The organism is Pseudomonas sp. NBRC 111139 (genome assembly GCF_001753955.1).
GTDB lineage: Bacteria > Pseudomonadota > Gammaproteobacteria > Pseudomonadales > Pseudomonadaceae > Aquipseudomonas > Aquipseudomonas alloputida.
Genome location: NZ_BCBP01000077.1, coordinates 1 through 16,746 on the forward strand (window position 1 = coordinate 1; position 16,746 = coordinate 16,746).

Below are 16,746 nucleotides of genomic sequence, written 5' to 3' on the forward strand. Positions count from 1 at the left end.
AGAAGAACCGGCCCAAATTTAGGGCCGGCTCGTGGGCTGAAAGGGAAAACTCCAATTCTCAGACCTTGCGGCCCTCGACAGGATAGCCAGGATCGGTAAACCCATGGGTTGAGGAATGGCCGGGCACCACAAGGGAGTTGACCAGTTGTTCGTCATCCGGCCCCAACTCCAACTGCAAGGCATCCATGTAGCTATCCCAGTGACTTTCAGTTCGCGGCCCTGCGATTGAGGAGCTGATCAATTGGTTCCTCAGTACCCAGGCGATAGCGAAAGCAATGGAGGTAGTTCCACGTTCAACCGCATGTTTGGCGACTGCTTGAGCTACCTGCAGAGATTCCGGCCGCCATTCGGTCTGCTGAATCCGCTTATCACCGCGCCCGGCTCGACTATCTGCTGAAGGCGCTTCATTTACTGCATACTTCCCAGTAAGCACTCCCCTGGCCAAAGGGCTGTAAGGCACTACGCCAATGCCGTAATAGCCAGCCACGGGTAGCTGCTCCACCTCGGCAACACGGTTCACGATGTTGTACAGAGGTTGGCTAACTGTGGGCCGCTGCATGCCAAGCGAGTCAGCAAGCCTTACCATCTCGGCGATCCGCCAACCGTGGAAGTTAGAAACACCGTAGTAGCGGATCTTGCCCTGACGGATCAAGTCATCAATCGCACGCATCCCCTCCTCCATCGGTGCATCGGTCAGCGCGCGATGGAAGTACAGGATATCGATGAAGTCGCTACCCAACCGCTTCAAGCTAGCTTCCACGTTCTGGATGATCCACTTGCGCGACTGCCCCTGCTGATTGGGGCCGCCATCTGCAGACGATGGGTAACCAAACTTAGTCGCTACAACCCAATTATCTCGGGACGCAGCAATGGCACGCCCAACCACTTCCTCCGAACGGCCAGCATGATAGGCATCAGCGGTGTCTATGAAATTGACGCCGGCTGCACCCGCTTTGTCGATGATGCGTTTAGAGGTGGCTTCATCGGTCTCCCCGCCAAACATCATTGCGCCGAGGCACAGTGGAGACACCTTGAGGGCGCTGCGGCCCAGATATCGATAATTCATGACAGAACCTTCAGTGCTTAAATAACCCTATCAACCTAGGCCAAGACGGGCTGATGAGTAAGATGCAAAAAAAGGAAACGGCCATGAATTCACTTCATGAGTCCTCGTCTTTTGAGAAACGAAGCGCCTCCACTACCAGACTCAACGCTCGGGACGACTGCCGTCGACTGGGATAGTAGATGTGCAGGCCAGGGAATGTGGGGAACCACTGCTCAAGCACCCAGACGAGTCGCCCGGCAGTCACATGCTCACGGACTAGATCCTCCGGAAGATAGGCGATCCCGCAGCCATCAATGGCAGCGTTGAGCATTGGGTAGGTGCCATTGAAGGTCAGTTGGCCGTTAACTCTCACCTGCACCTCGCTACCACCATCGGTGAGTTCCCACGGGTAGCAACCGCCATGAGTAGGCAGTCTGAGGTTGATGCAGTTGTGCTGCCCCAGATCACTAGGTGACTCCGGCATAGATCGCTCTTTGAAGTAGTCAGGCGAGGCAACCATCGCCATCCGCAAATCAGGGCCGATACGCACCGCGATCATGTCCTGCGCAATCTGATCTCCCAGCCGAACACCAAGGTCGTAGCGCTCCGCCACGATGTCCGTCAAACCGTAGTCAGTGGTGATCTCAATTTTGATATCTGGATACTGGTTGAGGAGATCTTTCAGACGAGGCCACAACACCGCATTTGCCGCGTAATCCGTTGCGGAAATACGCAAGCTACCCCGGGGCATATCTCCCAGTTCAACTACCTCCGCGATCTCCGCATCAACCTCCGCGAAGAGCAATGAAAGCTTCTGGAACAACTGCTCACCCGCCTCGGTAGGGGTAACGCTCCGCGTTGTTCGCGTCAGCAATCTCACCCCCAGTCGAGCCTCCAACGTGCGAATGGTATGGCTCAGCGCTGATTGAGACACGCCAAGCTGAGAAGCAGCCCTGGTAAAGCTTCGCTCGCGAGCAATCGCTAGAAATGCCTGAAAATCGCCATAGCCTTCACGTGCCATTGGTAATTCCGCTGCTAGGTTCAATCTCAACAGGATACCGGTGTCATGCGCACTGGTCGCTTAAAGATTGATGAGCTCAACTCATGAGCCCATTCAGCTTATGCGCCTTAATCCATGGATCAATTGTGTCTACCCTTTGAAAAGCGATTCATCTGTTTAAATCTCGAGGTAGGCAATGATTACCATCGGCTACGCAGCACAGTCTCCACAAAGCCCCCTGGCGCCCCTGACTTTCAATCGCCGTGACTTGCGGCCCAATGATGTGGCAATGGAGGTTCTCTACTGTGGCGTCTGCCACTCTGACCTCCATACCGCTCGCAATGATTGGGGCTGGACGGTTTACCCTGCCCTGCCTGGCCACGAAATTGTCGGTCGCGTGACCGGCGTGGGTAGCGAGGTTAGCCGCTACAAAGTCGGAGATGCCGTAGCAGTGGGCTGCATGGTTGACGCCTGCATGACGTGTGACCAGTGCCGCAAGGGTGAAGAGCAACTCTGCCGTGAAGGCAATACCAATACCTACAACGGTAAGGATCGCGTCACCGGCGAGAACACGCTCGGCGGGTACTCGAAGCACCTGGTCGTGCGGGAGGATTTCGTTCTACGCGTTCCCGAGAGTCTCGATCTCTCCAAAGTAGCGCCGCTACTGTGCGCAGGTATCACTACCTATTCGCCTCTGCGTACCTGGAACGTGGTTCCTGGCAGTCGTGTCGGTGTCATCGGCCTCGGCGGCCTGGGTCACATGGCAGTAAAACTGGCTGCAGGTATGGGCGCTGATGTGACCGTGATCAGCCGAAATCGCGACAAGGAAGCTGACGCATTGGCCTTGGGTGCCAAGCGCTTGCTCTCGTCGAGCAATCCGCAAGAAATGGCCTTAGCCGCTTCCAGCTTCGATTTGATCATCGATACGGTTCCGGTCAAGCACGCTCTGGACGCCTACGTGAACCTGCTGGATGTTGATGCGACTCTGGTGATGGTGGGCCAGGTCGGGCCTATGGAAGAACAAAATACGGTGCCAATGATCTTGGGCCGTCGCCGCATTGCCGGCTCTCCAATTGGCGGCATCCGCGAGACGCAGGAAATGCTCGATCTGTGCGCTGAGAAGAACATCCTCCCAGAATGCGAAATGATTCGTATGGATCAGATCAATGAGGCATTCGACCGAATAGAGCGCGCAGATGTGCGTTACCGTTTCGTCATCGACATGAGCTCGTTGAAAGCCCCAGAAGCGAACTAAAGGTTATCGCCTTATCAAATTCGCGGGTCGGCACCGAACGGCCCGCGAGCGCTTCGACTCTCCCATAGGAATGTCCGATGAAGCTGCTTACCGCAACCACGTTCGCAACCATTCTTCTCTCTGCTGCAGTGGACGCTGATGAAGCCCAGCCACGTCGAGATCCAAAACCGTCTCCCGATGTCCTTGACGTCACCCCACAACTCTACAAGTACACAACCGACCTTCTGTTCGGCGAAGTCTGGAAGCGGGAGGAACTGGCTCCAAGAGACCGAAGCCTGATCACCCTGGCTGCCCTCATTGCCAGTGGTCAAATTCAGCATCTCACTGGCCATGTTCGGCTTGGCCTGGATAATGGCCTCAAGCCTAGCGAAATCAGCGCCGAGATCACGCACCTGGCCTTCTATTCTGGTTGGCCTAACGCCATGTCGGCAGCCGCCGTAGCGAAGCAAATATTCAACGAGCGAAACTTACCTACTGAGCAGATTGCTCCCCCCGCTGGAGAACCGATAACGCTTAATCCAGAGAGCGAGGTGAAACGACGAGCGGCCGTAGAGGCCGGTGTCGGTGGCGTCGCACCAGACCTGGCTCGGTATACGAATGACGTGTTGTTCGGAGACCTGTGGCTACAGAGCAACCTCAGCCCAAGAGATCGCAGCTTGGTCACAGTGGCAGCTTTGATTGCCCAAGGGCAAGCAGCCCAGCTCCCGTTCCACCTCAACCGCGCCATGGACAACGGGCTTAGCCGCACCCAAGCAGGCGAAGTCGTCACTCATCTCGCCTTCTACGCGGGTTGGCCTAAGGCCATGTCTGCCGTTCCGGTGTTTAAAGACGTTTTCACTGCTCGCGAGCAAAATGGGTGAGCCTCACAAGCTGACTCGCTTCACACCATTCGAGACCCGGAGGATATCGGCGATGACTGCCATTGCGATTTCAGCCGGGGTCTTGCTCCCAAGATTGAGGCCGATAGGCGCATGAATTCTCCGCAAGCTCGCTTCATCTAAGCCACCAATCCGAGACAGTCGTTCCAATCGTTTCTCACTTGTGCGATGTGAACCCATAGCCCCGATGTAAAACGCTGACGTTCGCACAGCCTCTAACATGGTGAGGTCATCCAGGCGCGGGTCATGAGTGAGCGCGACGACTGCGGTTGCAGAGTGGCACCCCCCATCGGCGATAAAAACTGCTGGCATGACCTGGAGCACCTCTACGCCTGGCATTGAGAATCCCTCTAGGATCTCCTCTCGCGGATCGCAGAGAATCACCTCATAGCCGAGCGCCAACGCAAAGCTCGCGCAGAACTCCGCAACGGGTGAAAGGCCCGCCAGTAAGAGCCGCTGAACCGCGCCGACGCGAATATGAACACGCTCAACCCCGACTTCGATTCGCGGGACATCCATACATCCTTTGCGGATGGATCGAAGACCTGTTTCCAACAGCACCTGCCGAGTGATGAGGTGACGCCCTACCAGCGCGGACTCAATGGCTTGAAGGTGCTCATCAGTGTCGCGCCCCGGCTCAAGAAACTCGACCAACACATCCAGAACGCCGCCACAGGGCAAAGCCAAGGTGGGAGCCAAGCCCCCATCCCCATAACGGATGATCTGGCTCACTGGCCGAAAGTAATCACTGGCCACGCGCTCCAGGAAATCATCCTCGACACAGCCCCCGGAGAGAGACCCACGGTGCTGGCCAGTGCTCAAGCATGCAAGCGTAGCCCCTGGGCCTCTGGGCGCAGAACCGTAGGTGGAAAGCACCGTACTGAACCAGACCGGTCTCCCTTCCGCGAGCCACGCCCGGGCCTGCTGAATGACTTGAAGGTCTAACTGCTTCATGTACAACCCCTCAAACCGTCATCAGCTTTTCCTTGGTGATAGGTAAGCTACGAATTCGTTTGCCGGTAGCGTGGTAAACAGCGTTAGCCACTGCTGCCGCAAGGCCCGTTACGCCAATCTCACCAATCCCCCGAGCTCCAAACTCACTCAGGTTGTAGTCGGGGTAATCCAGCAGCGTGACCTCGATGTCTGGCAGGTCTCCGTGCACAGGCACCACGTATTCCGCGTAGTTGTTGTTGACTGGTAACCCCGTGAGAGGATCGTTTTCCGATGCCTCAAAGAGTGCCATCCCCAGACCCATGATGATGGCTCCTTCCACCTGGTTCCTTGCGGCCAGCGGATTGACGACTTTACCGACATCAATAGCACTGACAACTCGAGCTACCCGTAACCTGGAGATACCCGGATCCCAACGCACTTCAACAAAGTGGACACCGAAAGAGCGATATGAAAAATCACCACCTTTGGCGCCGCTCTGATAGCTACCCTCGGCGCGACCAATACGCTGATGACGTAACACATCGGCGAAGCTAACTCGCTTATCGCCAATTACGAGGCTGCCCTCCTCGACTTTTAACGCTTCAACATCAGCACCGGCCAACAGCCCATCCTCCATCACTGCATACTGACGCAACTTGGTGAGTGCGGCTCGTGTTGCTCCAGCGATTGCGGGAAGGATGCTGGCAGTAGCCCAAGAACCACCGGCCAACGCTCCTGGAGGGAACGTCGAGCTACCCAACTCGACTTCAATGCGGTCGAAAGTTAAACCCGTCAGCTGAGCAACGGTTTGGGCCACCACCGTGTACGTACCGGTACCGATGTCTTGCTGCCCGCATTGAACCAACGCACTGCCATCAGAGCGGATGATTACGCGAGCGTCTGTAGGTACCTGGAAGGCCTCCCAGTTGCAGGCGCCCATTCCATAGCCGATCAGCTCATCACCATCACGCATGGCCCCGATAGCTGCATTGCGCGAGTGCCATCCAAATCGCTCAGCTGCGATATCAATTGCTTCGGGTAAATGATTGCTTGACCACTCAAGATTCAAGCTTTCATCACGTGTTGCCAGGTTCATCTTGCGAAATGCTAAAGGGTCAACGCCCCGCAACAGAGCCAGTTCGTCTATAGCAGACTCGAGTGCGAACAGACCAGGTGCTGCACCAGGCGCTCGCATCGACGTTGGCGTGCCTCGGTTGAGCGGGCTGTTCTTATGATTGACTAGCACATTGGCGCAAGAATAGAGACTGCGAGTCACCCCGCCGCAGGCCTCGGTATAGGCATCCGTCGTTGAAGTGCTGTTGAAGGACTCATGACGAATCGAGACGAGCTTTCCACTGCCATCAGTGGCCAAACGAACACGTTGAATCGTCTCTGGGCGATGGCCAGTTGTGGTGAACATCTGAGCTCGAGGCAACATCAACTGCACCGGGCGCTTAACCACTTGAGACGCTGCACAAGCCGCTATTGAATGGGGCCAAGGCCAAAGTTTGCTGCCAAACCCTGAGCCAATGAAAGGCGCATGAACCTCAACTCGGTCAGGCGAAAGACCAAAGACGTTGGCGAGCACGTTTCGGTGATTCACCACCCCTTGCGTGCCTTCGTAGACGTACAGTTTTCCATCACGCCAGTATGCCGTGGTGGCATGCATCTCCATGGGACTATGAGTCTCTACAGGTGTGGTGTACGTCTGGTCGAAACGTGTAACTGCCGTCTCCCAGGCAGCGTCCGGATTCCCACGGCTGTGACCACGACCTCCTTCACGTGCCCCTTTTTGCTTGAGAGCATCCGCAAGACTCGTAATTGCCGGAGTCTGTTCATAGGTGACTTTGACCCTCAACGCTGCCGCACGAGCCTCCTCGAAGGTGTTAGCCACAACCAGTGCAACGAACTGTCCTGGATAAGACACCTTGTCATCCTCGAAAGGAAGCCGACGCTCATCGACCTTCGCGGCATTGAGAATATCATTGAAGGTCATCGGCACATTGGGTGTTCGGTGTAGCGTGGGGAAGTTACCGTGGTGCAGCACGGCGACCACGCCAGGCATCGTCCGGGCTTGCTTATCGTCGATGGCAACGACGCGACCATTCGCTATCGTGCTGTATACACCATAGGCGTAGGCCAGATTCGGCATGGGATGGTCAGCCGCATAACGTGCAGCGCCTGTAACCTTTTGCCGGCCATCAATGCGTTTAGAAGACGTGCCGATAATGGATTGGCTCATAACGTCAGGGCTCCTATGCAGACAGATCACGAAGGTTACGAGTCACGACCTGCTGGCCGAGCGGGATCTTGAAAGCATTGTGTTCGTAGGGTTTGGCCCCCTGCATTGCCTGCTCCCCTACACGGGTGAACAAGCTCAGATCGGCTTTCTGTCCTATCAATACCCGCTCCGCCTCAAGGGCCCGCCAGGGCTTCGTACCAACACCACCTAAGGCAATTCGTGCATCGGTAATGCGCTGACCATCCATCACCAAGATGACTGCACTTGATGCAAGCGCGAACTGATAGGAGTCTCGGTCACGCAGCTTAAGGTAGGCGGAGCGACTATCCTTCATAGGCGCATCCAGAGTCACATGGGTGATGAGTTCGTGAGGTTGAAGCGCGTGTTCAAGCCAAGGCGTAGTGCCAGGCAGCAAATGGAAATCAGCAAACGGGATTTCTCGAACACCGTTGGGGCCTTGCACTGTGACCTTCGCACCAATGGCGACCATGGCTACGCACATGTCGGAGGGGTGCGTGGCGATACATTGATCGCTTGTACCCAGCACCGCATGAACGCTACGGTTGTGGCCACCGATAGCCGAACAACCTGAGCCTGGCTGACGTTTGTTGCAGGGTGAAACCCCATCACGGAAGTAATTGCAGCGCACTTGCTGCATCACGTTGCCTGCCGTGGTTGCCTTGTTTCGCAGTTGGGTCGATGCACCTGCCAGGATGGCTTGGGAAAGTACAGCGTACTGCTCTTGAATCAGAGGATCACTTGCCAAAGCAGTGTTGGTGACCAAGGCGCCGATACGAACGCGTCCATCAGCAAGCCTCTCAATTTGCTTGAGCGAAAGATGGTTGATATCAACCAAGCGCTCAGGTTGCATTACATCCAGTTTGACCAGATCCAGGAGCGTAGTGCCGCCTGCCAGATAAAACGACTGCCCTGGGGCAGCGTGGGTATTTACGGCTTGGGCAGTCGACTGGGTGCGGGAATAATCGAAAGTTCGCATTAGACCGTCCCTTCCATTTTTCCTCGAGCAGATTGAATCGCCGCCAAGATATTTTTGTAGGCGCCACACCGACAAATATTGCCGCTCATGGCTTCCTTCACGCTGGCATCATCAGTACCGATAGCAGGATCCTTGAGAATCGCGACCGCACTCATAATTTGTCCCGATGTGCAGTAGCCACACTGGTACGCGTCATGCTCCCAGAAGGCTTCCTGTACAGGGTGAAGAACGTCTCCCTGAGCCAGTCCTTCAATGGTCGTGATCTTGTCGCTGTCATGCTGCAGCGCAATCGAGAGGCACGAGTTGATTGCCACTCCATTGACCATGACAGTGCATGCGCCGCACTGGCCATGGTCACAACCTTTCTTGGTACCGGTGAGCTGCAGACGATCACGTAGCACGTCCAGCAGGATGGCGTTCGCAGGGACGTTAAGCTTGTGGAGCTTGCCGTTCACTGTCAGTTGAACACGCTGTTCACCGACCTTGGGCGCTTCCCCGTCATCAACGACGGGAGCTGCCTGTGACGCAATTACACTTTCAGGTATCCAAGTTGATACCGTGGCGGCAGCGATTCCAGAGACGCCGAACTTTAAAAAATTACGCCGTGATGGAGCGACGCCTGTTACCACTTCTCTATCGGATTTATCTGAGCTTTTGGTATCGGTCATCAGGATTCACCTTTGAACGTGCGTCGATGCGGTCATCACGACGCCAAGAAAGTCATGGGGCTTTGGCATAGTCTTCGTTGGACACATGCTCCAGCCACTGAACAGCGCTGCCGTCTTTCAACTCGGCAATTGCGACGTGACTCATGCCTGTCGTGGCTGTCGCCCCATGCCAGTGCTTGACACGGGGTGGGATCCACACCGTATCGCCGGGGCGTATAACCTGAATCGCATGACCCTGCTGTTGCACCAGGCCAACACCGCTCGTGACAATCAAAGTCTGCCCCAATGGGTGGGTATGCCAAGCGGTACGGGCTCCCGGTTCAAATGTCACGGTTCCTCCACTGATCCGTGCGCCGCCGGCCCCTTGAAATCGGCCATCAATACGAGCGCTACCAGTGAAAGAATCGGGAGAGCCTGCTGTGGATGGCTGTGCGCCTGCAGGGGAGACCGTAACAACCGGTAGCTCATCAGCACTGGCATTAATCGCAAGAAGCAGTAGTAATGCATGAGCCAACGGGAAACGAGCAGCGAGTTCCAACCTGCTGGATGCGTATGGTCGGGTGTAGGAAATGGTTTCAAGCATAGGGAGTCCTCAAAGGAAGAAGGCCTATTGAATTGAATCACCATAGAGAGACACTTAAATGTAGCGGTAACCACTTCAAGTGATTAGTAGCTAGAATCCACATAACCTCATGAACTGGTCTCATCAATGCTCCGGGAAAATGCCAACGACCTGCTGGCCTTTTTAGCAGTTGCTAGAGAGCGCAGCTTTACCAAAGCTGCTGCGAAACTTGGTGTCTCCCAATCTGCTCTAAGCCACACGATTCGTGGTCTGGAGGCGCGGTTAGGACTGCGCCTGCTGACTCGCACAACCCGCAGTGTTTCTCCTACGGAAGCAGGTGAACGCTTGATGGAACGCGTTGGGCCGCGCTTCGATGAGATTGAGCATGAGCTCGCTCAGCTGAGTGATCTGCGCGACAAGCCGGCGGGAACAATTCGAATCAACGCCATGGATTTCTCGCTGGAGCTGATCCTGCGACCGGCCTTGAAACGGTTTCTGCCAAACTACCCTGACATTTCCGTGGAGGTGTGCTGCGACTACAGCTTCGTAGATATTGCCGCCCATGGATTTGACGCTGGAGTACGTTTGGGCGAGGACGTGGCTGAGGGGATGATCGCTACACGTATCGGCCCGGACACCTGCATGTCGGTGGTGGGCTCATCGGCATACTTCACGGATCGTCCAATTCCTCAAACACCACGCGATTTGGTAAACCATAAATGTAACAACTTGCGTCTACCAGTGAATGGCGGCCTATATGCTTGGGAATTCCAAAAAGACCAGGAGTCGATGAATGTCCGGGTGTCGGGGCAGATCACCTATAACGGTGTTTACCAACTGGTAGAAGCAGCACTTGATGGATTTGGGTTGAGCTACGTCCCAGCCGAACTCGCTGCCCCTCACATTGCAGAAGGCCGGTTGATTCACGTTCTTGAAGACTGGAGCCCAAGCTACCCTGGTTTTCATCTGTATTACCCAAGACGACGCCAGGCCTCCCCTGCCTTTGCATTGCTGTTAGAAGAGCTCCGGTACCGAGCCTAGGAACTAATGAGCGACGCTCATAAGGCCTATCAAGGTCTTCGTACTAATCGTCTGTTGCGATACACCCTATCATCGACGATCCGAATTTGCGGGCTCGTTTATAGGAAGTGTTGCTCCTGACTGCTGCGTGTAGTCAGAGCAGCACCAAGCAATAGTACGCACCTTGATCTGCGAATCCGGTGCAACTGAGTGTGAGTGTGCAGTGACTCCATCTAATAATCAGGCTAACAATACCCGCTTCGCCTGCGTGGGATGCGGCGCTTGTTGCCGTGGCCGGTTTGTGCCCCTGACCCTAAGCGAAACGGTTTCATGGCTCCGCCGTGGGCATTCCGTTGCCGTGTTGCTGGAGGCGTTCGATCAGTCAGCCTGGCTCTGCGGGGCACCTGAATTCGGCTACCACAAATTGCGGTCAGCTACTGTGCAATGTGGGGCGGGCCCACTGCAAGTCATAGCAATCTTCGCGGGCAACGTGATTCCTCAATGTCCCAACCTCGGGGCTGACGAACTATGCTCGATCTATTCCGAACGGCCTCTGGTCTGCCGCATCTACCCTATGGAGATCAACCCGTTCATTCCACTCTCACCGCTTTCAAAAGACTGCCCACCTGAGAGCTGGGATCAAGGAAATCTGCTGGGATCTGATCAGGAACTGACAAATCAGATTTTGCAGTCACGCCAGGCGGATCGAGACGATGCACAGCGCAAGGTTGAGATATGCGAAGCACTAGGATTGACAGTGGCGGCATGGAAAGGAAACGGCTTTACCATCTACATGCCCAAAGTTGAGACTATGTTGGCCGCCATTGATAGTCTGGGTGAACAGGGCTCAACAGAGCCGTCATGGCGAATCAAAGCAGAGGATGTCGAGTTGCAAGAAGTGCTCGAGCATCGCTCATTTACTTTGGAAAAGGCCGACAGCGCCGATTTCATATTCCATCAGCTATAAATGCCTGCGTTTACAGGCCCAAAAGGTCGCGTAACTTCGCCTCAGAGGTGTTGGCACGGAATCCAGGCCCACCTCGCTGGAAGGCAACTGCTTGAGCCAAGCCTCCGACCACTACGGGTGCACACCCGGCATCGCGAACCAGCTGTGTGGCCACCTGCAGGGCGCTTGCGTCATCACCTGCGATAGGAACACCAAGTGTTGGCCCTCTCCCTTCAAATGAGGCCTCTACAGAGCTTGCATCCACTGCACTAAAAGCGCGCACAACGCTCGCGCCCGGGAAATACTTCGCAGTGGTGATCGCCACACCATTCGCCATCGCCTCTCGCGCAATTTCGCTCCGATTAGATGCAGATGGATTACACGCATCTAGCAAAACCTTACCCTGTAATTGCCCACGCATGCTCTTAACCAAATCTGATATTGTGTCGTAGGGTACAGCTAACAGCAAAATTTCTCCAAACTCCGCAGCCTCCTTGGGCATGCCGAATGAGGCGCGGGGGCCCAACGGCTTTACCCACGGCTGTAGGTCTTCAGGGTGGCGGGTGGAGAAAAACACTTCATGTCCTGCTTTCACCCAGCATCGTCCGACCGTCCCACCCAGCCAACCTGCACCGATCACTCCAATTCGCAAGGGCTTCTTGGGGCCCTCACTTTTTCCGCCCCCAAACCCAAGACTTGGAACTGCTGCAAAAACTGTCATTGTCATCAATGCTGTGCGTCTCGTTATAATCATTATCTTCTCCTCGCTAAACATAATTGAGTGGATTTGGGATCCTACTGACAATGGGAGTTCCACTGTCGCTGATCTATTTTTTGATCGACGGATCTATTTGGGCTATGCGTACTTGGTCACCGGTACTCAGACCATCTGGAGGATTCGAAATTACTTGGTCAGCTAGACTAATCCCATCAGCAAACTCCAAGTAGGTGCCGTGGTCGCGGTTCACTGAAACCTTCTTCAATTGCACGATTCCATCCCCGTCGACTGTTGCTATCTGCATTCCGCTCTTACCTACGATCAAAGCGCTCGGTGGCAAGCTAACGGTAGAAGGTGCAAGGCTGCCTTCGAACTGAACGGTCGCGAAGGAACCTGGCAGCAAATGACCTTCAGAGTTGTTCACACTTAGCTGTACCAGCATGGCGCCTGTTCCTACATCAACTGCTCTGGACAAGGACTGCACAGTCGCATCGAATGTCTTTCCGGGTTGCTCAGGCACTCGAAGCTTGGCATGGGCTCCAGCTTGTACCCAGGCAAGCTGACGCTGAGGAACGCTCACGTAGACACGAAGCCGGCTGACGTCAGAAACCACAAACAGCTCGCTACCCGCTGTCATGCCAACGTTGATCAACGCCCCCACATCCGTATTGCGCGCAGTCACCACGCCATCGAACGGAGCGGTGATCCGCGTATAGCCCTGTAGGGCCTGGAGCCGATCCACATTGGCCTGAGCTTCGTTGACTTGAGATCGCTTACTTGCCAAATCACCCAGGCGCTCCTCGACCTCCTGGCGTGAAACTGCCTGGCTTCCGCTGAGTTCCTGCCAGCGTTTTGCGGTGGAGCTGGCCAAAGTCATTTCACTTCGAGCAGTTACGAGCTGGGCTCGAGCCTGACGCAGTTGCTGATCAAGATCAGGCGCATCAATCTCTCCCAAGAGCTCTCCCGCCTTGACGGGCGATCCAATGTCCTTGTTCCAGCGTTTCAGGTAGCCACTCACTCGTGCATAAAGCGGTGCACGTGACCAAGCTTCGATTCGCCCTGGAAGCAGAAGAGTGGCAGGCGTCACCACGCTAGGTGCGACAAGAGAAACAGTCGCAATCCGTTTACGCTCAGACTCTTGACCAAGCTTTTCGGCCTGGGCATGGCGACTCATGAGCCCAAATGCGACGATAGCTCCGAAAGTCGCGACCACACCCAAAATGAATAGGGTGCGGCCAAATCCACTGGTATTTGCAGTCGCTTTAACAGTCATATCAAATCGCTCCAGGAACGAGGTTCTGCTGGGATGCAGTACGGAAATCGTGGCGGTGAACCAGGCTGAACAGCACAGGTACGAATAACAGGGTCGCAACAGTCGCAAACAACAACCCGCCGATCACTGCGCGACCAAGGGGGGCGTTTTGCTCACCGCCCTCCCCCATGCCCAGCGCCATGGGAAGCATGCCTAAAATCATTGCCAAAGCAGTCATCAGCACGGGCCGGAGTCGGGCTATGCCTGCCTCCAACGCGGCAGCCGTTGCGTCTTTTAATTCCTCCAAACGCTCACGAGCAAAACTGATGACCAGCACACTGTTCGCCGTAGCAACGCCCATGCACATGATCGCGCCAGTGAGCGCTGGGACAGAAAGCGTGGTGCCTGTCGCGAAGAGCATCCAAACAATCCCTGCGAGTGCCGCAGACAATCCTGACACGATCACCGCTGGATCGAGCCACGACTGGAAGTTGATAACGATCAGCAGATAAATGAGTACGACTGCACCAAGCAGACCGAACAGCAGCCCGGAGAATGCTCGATCCATGGTCTGCACCTGCCCCATCAAATTGACGGTGCTTCCGCGAGGCACCTCCCCAGACATCTCTGAAATGATCCTGCGAATGTCCTTGGCAACCGCTCCGAGGTCGCGATCCTGGGTCGCCGCGTGGATCTGCACCATGGGCTGCACGTTGTACTGGCTAACCATCCCGCTACCGGTTGTTCGCTCAAAGTCAGCCACAGCACCCAAGGTGGTGATATTCGCAGAGCTTCCATTTCCGACCGGCAGATTTGCAAGGGCAGATAACGAGTCCAATCTTGGCTGAGGGGTTTGAAGCACAATTGGATAGCTCACACCATTCGCTGGATTCAACCAGTAGGTAGGTGCCACTTGGCTACTTCCGGCCAGGTTTACCACTAAGCTGTTTGTAACGTCACGGGTGGTCAGATCGAGCAATTGAGCTTGAGTACGATCCAGATTGACATTGAAGACAGGCGCCTTGTTGGACTGCAGGATTCTCGCATCAGCCAAACCGGGCACCGTCCGAATTTTCTTCAGCAAATGCTGGGCGTACTCGAAATTCGCATCCACATTGTTACCCCGTATTTGGATGTCGATTGGCGCAGGGGCACCAAAGTTTAGGATCTGGCTGACGATATCCGCTGGAGGGAACGAGAACGTGCTGTCCGGGAAGCGTTCAGGCAAAACCTCCCTGAGCTTTCTCACGTAGTCCTCAGTAGGCTGATGGCCAGGACGCAAAGCAATCTGAAAGTCGCCATCCTGAGAGCCCATAACACCCGTGTTGTTGTACGTCAGGTTGATGTTGCTAGGCGGCAGGCCAATGTTGTCCACCAAGGTAGTAATTTCTTCAGCTGGAATGACGCTGCGAATAGCCTCTTCGATCTCAGCGAAACGGGACGCGGTTTCCTCTACTCGAGTACCTACCGGCACTCTGACGTGCATCAGCACCTGGCCAGAGTCCACCGATGGAAAGAAGTTGCTGCCAATGAAGGGGACTAAGCCGAACGACAACATGACGACTGCCATGAAGCCCAAAAGGAAAGCCTTTCGCCGACGCAGGGCTGCTTCAAGCACACTTTGATAGCGCTGACGAAGCCGTTCAAACCGGACTTCGAAGCCCCTCTGAAATCGAACCAATGGATTGCGCGACGGGCTTTGAGGTTTACCGTGCGCCTGGTGCGGTTTGAGTAGGTACTTGGCCATGGTCGGAACGAGCGTCCGAGACAGGATAAACGAGCAGATCATGGCAAAGATTACTGCCTCTGCCATCGGCACAAACAGGTACCGTGATACCCCCTCCAAAAAGAACATCGGGACAAAGGCAATACAGATACAAAGGAGTGAGACAAAGGCAGGAGTGACGATTTGACGAGCACCATCAAGGATCGAAGTCTCGACATCCTTACCCTGCTCGAGATGCCAGTTCACGTTCTCGATGGTAACCGTTGCGTCGTCCACCAGAATACCGATGGCCAACGCTAAGCCGCCCAAGGTCATCAAGTTGAGTGTCTCGCCTAAAGCAGCGAGGATGGTGAGCGATCCCAATATGGCTAGAGGAATCGATACCGCGATAATTACAGTGGAACGCCAGCTCCCGAGGAACAGCAGAATCATCACACTGGTGAGTGCGGCCGCAATAGCGCCCTCTAGAACGACCCCTTTGATTGCTGCGCGCACGAACAGGGACTGATCATTGATAGGCTGAACATTCAACGCCTCTGGCCAACCTGGCTTGAGGGTTTCAATCTGTTGGCGTATGCCGTCAACGATGGCCAAGGTCGAAGCCGAGCCATTTTTGAGCACCGACATCAGCACCGAACGACTTCCGTCGACGTGCACGATGTTGGTCTGCGGTGCATTACCATCGTGCACATCAGCAACATCTCGCAGATAGATGGTACTGCCGTTAACGACCTTAACCGGCAGCATGCCCAGCTCATCAATGGCTGAAGGAGCGCCATTGAGCTGCATTGTGTATTCCAGCTCACCGATTTTCTGAGTACCGATAGGTACCAGAATATTGTGGGCAGCGAGAGCAGCAGAAACGTCCTGAGCTGATAAGCCTCGTGCCTGAAGCGCTTCTGGGTTGACGTCGATCTGCACCTGACGCTGCTTGCCACCGTATGGAAGCGGCATAACCACGCCAGGCACTGTGATCAACGGGGTACGGACAGTATTCATGCCGAGGTCGAAGAGCTGCTGCTCCGACAGCCCCTCACCTGAAAGAGCCAACTGCAGGATTGGCACAGTAGCGGCGTTGTAGTTGAGGATTACTGGAGGCTGGATACCAGCCGGCATCTGCCGAAGCGCGACCTGCGATGCAGCAGTAATCTGGGCATTCGCTACCGCAATGTCGACGCCTGGTTGGAAGAAAATCTTAACAACGCCAACACCTGGATAGGTGTTGGACTCAATGTGCTCGATATCGTTGACGGACGCCGTAAGTAAGCGCTGAAAGACTGTTGAGATACGCCCAGCCATTTGATCAGGGGGCAAACCAGTGTACTGCCACGCTACGGCAATAACAGGGATTCGAATCTCCGGAAAGATATCCGTTGCCGTTCGCGAAGCAGTTAGCGGGCCGATAATGAGTACCAGCAACGCCATAACGACAAATGTATAGGGGCGACGCAAGGCCACCATCACGGTACGTATCAGCACTGACGGCTCCGATTTCTTATTGAGC

14 protein-coding genes and 1 pseudogene are annotated in these 16,746 nt (G+C 55.2%); 5 read left to right on the forward strand and 10 right to left on the reverse strand.

Annotation, left to right across the window (positions count from 1 at the left end):
- Nucleotides 1-58 precede the first annotated feature (58 nt).
- Together BJQ17_RS25335 and BJQ17_RS25340 are read right to left on the reverse strand one after the other, a co-directional pair.
- Nucleotides 59-1,066: an aldo/keto reductase gene (locus BJQ17_RS25335; RefSeq protein WP_003250602.1), complete on the reverse strand. Its 1,008-nt coding sequence runs from the start codon at nucleotides 1,064-1,066 to the stop codon at nucleotides 59-61.
- Nucleotides 1,067-1,160: 94 nt separating this feature from the next.
- Nucleotides 1,161-2,066: a LysR family transcriptional regulator gene (locus BJQ17_RS25340; protein WP_070096812.1), complete on the reverse strand. Its 906-nt coding sequence runs from the start codon at nucleotides 2,064-2,066 to the stop codon at nucleotides 1,161-1,163.
- A 175-nt stretch (nucleotides 2,067-2,241) separates the two neighbouring features.
- Here BJQ17_RS25340 and BJQ17_RS25345 point away from each other — a divergent pair, with 175 nt between their 5' ends.
- Together BJQ17_RS25345 and BJQ17_RS25350 are read left to right on the forward strand one after the other, a co-directional pair.
- Nucleotides 2,242-3,300, forward strand: a complete 1,059-nt coding sequence (locus tag BJQ17_RS25345; protein ID WP_033725566.1) for an NAD(P)-dependent alcohol dehydrogenase — start codon at nucleotides 2,242-2,244, stop codon at nucleotides 3,298-3,300.
- A 77-nt stretch (nucleotides 3,301-3,377) separates the two neighbouring features.
- Nucleotides 3,378-4,160 carry a carboxymuconolactone decarboxylase family protein gene (locus tag BJQ17_RS25350; RefSeq protein WP_003250596.1) on the forward strand — a complete coding sequence of 261 codons (783 nt, stop codon included), beginning with the start codon at nucleotides 3,378-3,380 and terminating at the stop codon, nucleotides 4,158-4,160.
- A gap of 3 nt (nucleotides 4,161-4,163) precedes the next feature.
- On the opposite strand, the gene BJQ17_RS25355 is transcribed toward BJQ17_RS25350, so the two are convergent.
- Genes BJQ17_RS25355 through BJQ17_RS25375 form a run of 5 tightly spaced genes read right to left on the reverse strand, consistent with a single transcriptional unit; the run spans nucleotide 4,164 to nucleotide 9,601 of the window.
- Nucleotides 4,164-5,132 (reverse strand): XdhC family protein, encoded by a 969-nt coding sequence (locus BJQ17_RS25355; protein WP_003250595.1) that lies wholly within the window; start codon nucleotides 5,130-5,132, stop codon nucleotides 4,164-4,166.
- A 10-nt stretch (nucleotides 5,133-5,142) separates the two neighbouring features.
- A complete protein-coding gene (locus BJQ17_RS25360) occupies nucleotides 5,143-7,353 on the reverse strand; it encodes a xanthine dehydrogenase family protein molybdopterin-binding subunit (RefSeq protein WP_003250593.1) in 2,211 nt (736 codons plus the stop codon).
- Between the two features lie 13 nt (nucleotides 7,354-7,366).
- Nucleotides 7,367-8,350, reverse strand: coding sequence for a xanthine dehydrogenase family protein subunit M (locus BJQ17_RS25365; protein ID WP_070096813.1), 984 nt, complete (start codon nucleotides 8,348-8,350; stop codon nucleotides 7,367-7,369).
- Nucleotides 8,350-9,018 carry a (2Fe-2S)-binding protein gene (locus BJQ17_RS25370; protein WP_003250586.1) on the reverse strand — a complete coding sequence of 223 codons (669 nt, stop codon included), beginning with the start codon at nucleotides 9,016-9,018 and terminating at the stop codon, nucleotides 8,350-8,352. The genes BJQ17_RS25365 and BJQ17_RS25370 overlap by 1 nt, the downstream gene beginning before the upstream one ends.
- A 52-nt stretch (nucleotides 9,019-9,070) precedes the next feature.
- Nucleotides 9,071-9,601, reverse strand: coding sequence for a cupin domain-containing protein (locus BJQ17_RS25375; protein WP_307572395.1), 531 nt, complete (start codon nucleotides 9,599-9,601; stop codon nucleotides 9,071-9,073).
- A 126-nt stretch (nucleotides 9,602-9,727) separates the two neighbouring features.
- Between BJQ17_RS25375 and BJQ17_RS25380 the strand changes: the two genes are divergently transcribed.
- The 3 genes and pseudogenes from BJQ17_RS25380 to BJQ17_RS32295 all read left to right on the forward strand — a co-directional run bounded on the left by BJQ17_RS25380 (nucleotide 9,728) and on the right by BJQ17_RS32295 (nucleotide 11,567).
- Complete coding sequence (locus BJQ17_RS25380; RefSeq protein ID WP_070096814.1) at nucleotides 9,728-10,621, forward strand: LysR family transcriptional regulator; 894 nt, start codon at nucleotides 9,728-9,730, stop codon at nucleotides 10,619-10,621.
- Nucleotides 10,622-10,901: 280 nt separating this feature from the next.
- Nucleotides 10,902-11,123 (forward strand): annotated as a pseudogene (locus BJQ17_RS32290) (YkgJ family cysteine cluster protein); the annotation flags it as partial.
- Nucleotides 11,124-11,174: 51 nt separating this feature from the next.
- Nucleotides 11,175-11,567, forward strand: a complete 393-nt coding sequence (locus BJQ17_RS32295) for a hypothetical protein (protein WP_232099884.1) — start codon at nucleotides 11,175-11,177, stop codon at nucleotides 11,565-11,567.
- A gap of 10 nt (nucleotides 11,568-11,577) precedes the next feature.
- On the opposite strand, the gene BJQ17_RS32670 is transcribed toward BJQ17_RS32295, so the two are convergent.
- From BJQ17_RS32670 to BJQ17_RS25400, 3 genes are read right to left on the reverse strand one after another with little or no spacing between them, the layout of a single operon-like run.
- Nucleotides 11,578-12,321, reverse strand: coding sequence for an NADPH-dependent F420 reductase (locus BJQ17_RS32670; protein WP_003250579.1), 744 nt, complete (start codon nucleotides 12,319-12,321; stop codon nucleotides 11,578-11,580).
- Between the two features lie 52 nt (nucleotides 12,322-12,373).
- A complete protein-coding gene (locus BJQ17_RS25395; RefSeq protein ID WP_003250578.1) occupies nucleotides 12,374-13,537 on the reverse strand; it encodes an efflux RND transporter periplasmic adaptor subunit in 1,164 nt (387 codons plus the stop codon).
- 1 nt (nucleotide 13,538) lies between these two features.
- A complete protein-coding gene (locus BJQ17_RS25400) occupies nucleotides 13,539-16,718 on the reverse strand; it encodes an efflux RND transporter permease subunit (RefSeq protein ID WP_375731042.1) in 3,180 nt (1,059 codons plus the stop codon).
- Between the last annotated feature and the right edge of the window lie 28 nt (nucleotides 16,719-16,746).

Excerpts from the sequence above, each read along its gene's own strand:
- BJQ17_RS25335 (WP_003250602.1), bottom strand. The coding sequence starts at position 1,066 with ATGAATTATCGATATCTGGGCCGCAGCGCCCTCAAGGTGTCTCCACTG.
- BJQ17_RS25340 (WP_070096812.1), bottom strand. The coding sequence starts at position 2,066 with ATGGCACGTGAAGGCTATGGCGATTTTCAGGCATTTCTAGCGATTGCT.
- BJQ17_RS25345 (WP_033725566.1), top strand. The coding sequence starts at position 2,242 with ATGATTACCATCGGCTACGCAGCACAGTCTCCACAAAGCCCCCTGGCG.
- BJQ17_RS25350 (WP_003250596.1), top strand. The coding sequence starts at position 3,378 with ATGAAGCTGCTTACCGCAACCACGTTCGCAACCATTCTTCTCTCTGCT.
- BJQ17_RS25355 (WP_003250595.1), bottom strand. The coding sequence starts at position 5,132 with ATGAAGCAGTTAGACCTTCAAGTCATTCAGCAGGCCCGGGCGTGGCTC.
- BJQ17_RS25360 (WP_003250593.1), bottom strand. The coding sequence starts at position 7,353 with ATGAGCCAATCCATTATCGGCACGTCTTCTAAACGCATTGATGGCCGG.
- BJQ17_RS25365 (WP_070096813.1), bottom strand. The coding sequence starts at position 8,350 with ATGCGAACTTTCGATTATTCCCGCACCCAGTCGACTGCCCAAGCCGTA.
- BJQ17_RS25370 (WP_003250586.1), bottom strand. The coding sequence starts at position 9,018 with ATGACCGATACCAAAAGCTCAGATAAATCCGATAGAGAAGTGGTAACA.
- BJQ17_RS25375 (WP_307572395.1), bottom strand. The coding sequence starts at position 9,601 with ATGCTTGAAACCATTTCCTACACCCGACCATACGCATCCAGCAGGTTG.
- BJQ17_RS25380 (WP_070096814.1), top strand. The coding sequence starts at position 9,728 with ATGCTCCGGGAAAATGCCAACGACCTGCTGGCCTTTTTAGCAGTTGCT.
- BJQ17_RS32295 (WP_232099884.1), top strand. The coding sequence starts at position 11,175 with ATGGAGATCAACCCGTTCATTCCACTCTCACCGCTTTCAAAAGACTGC.
- BJQ17_RS32670 (WP_003250579.1), bottom strand. The coding sequence starts at position 12,321 with ATGTTTAGCGAGGAGAAGATAATGATTATAACGAGACGCACAGCATTG.
- BJQ17_RS25395 (WP_003250578.1), bottom strand. The coding sequence starts at position 13,537 with ATGACTGTTAAAGCGACTGCAAATACCAGTGGATTTGGCCGCACCCTA.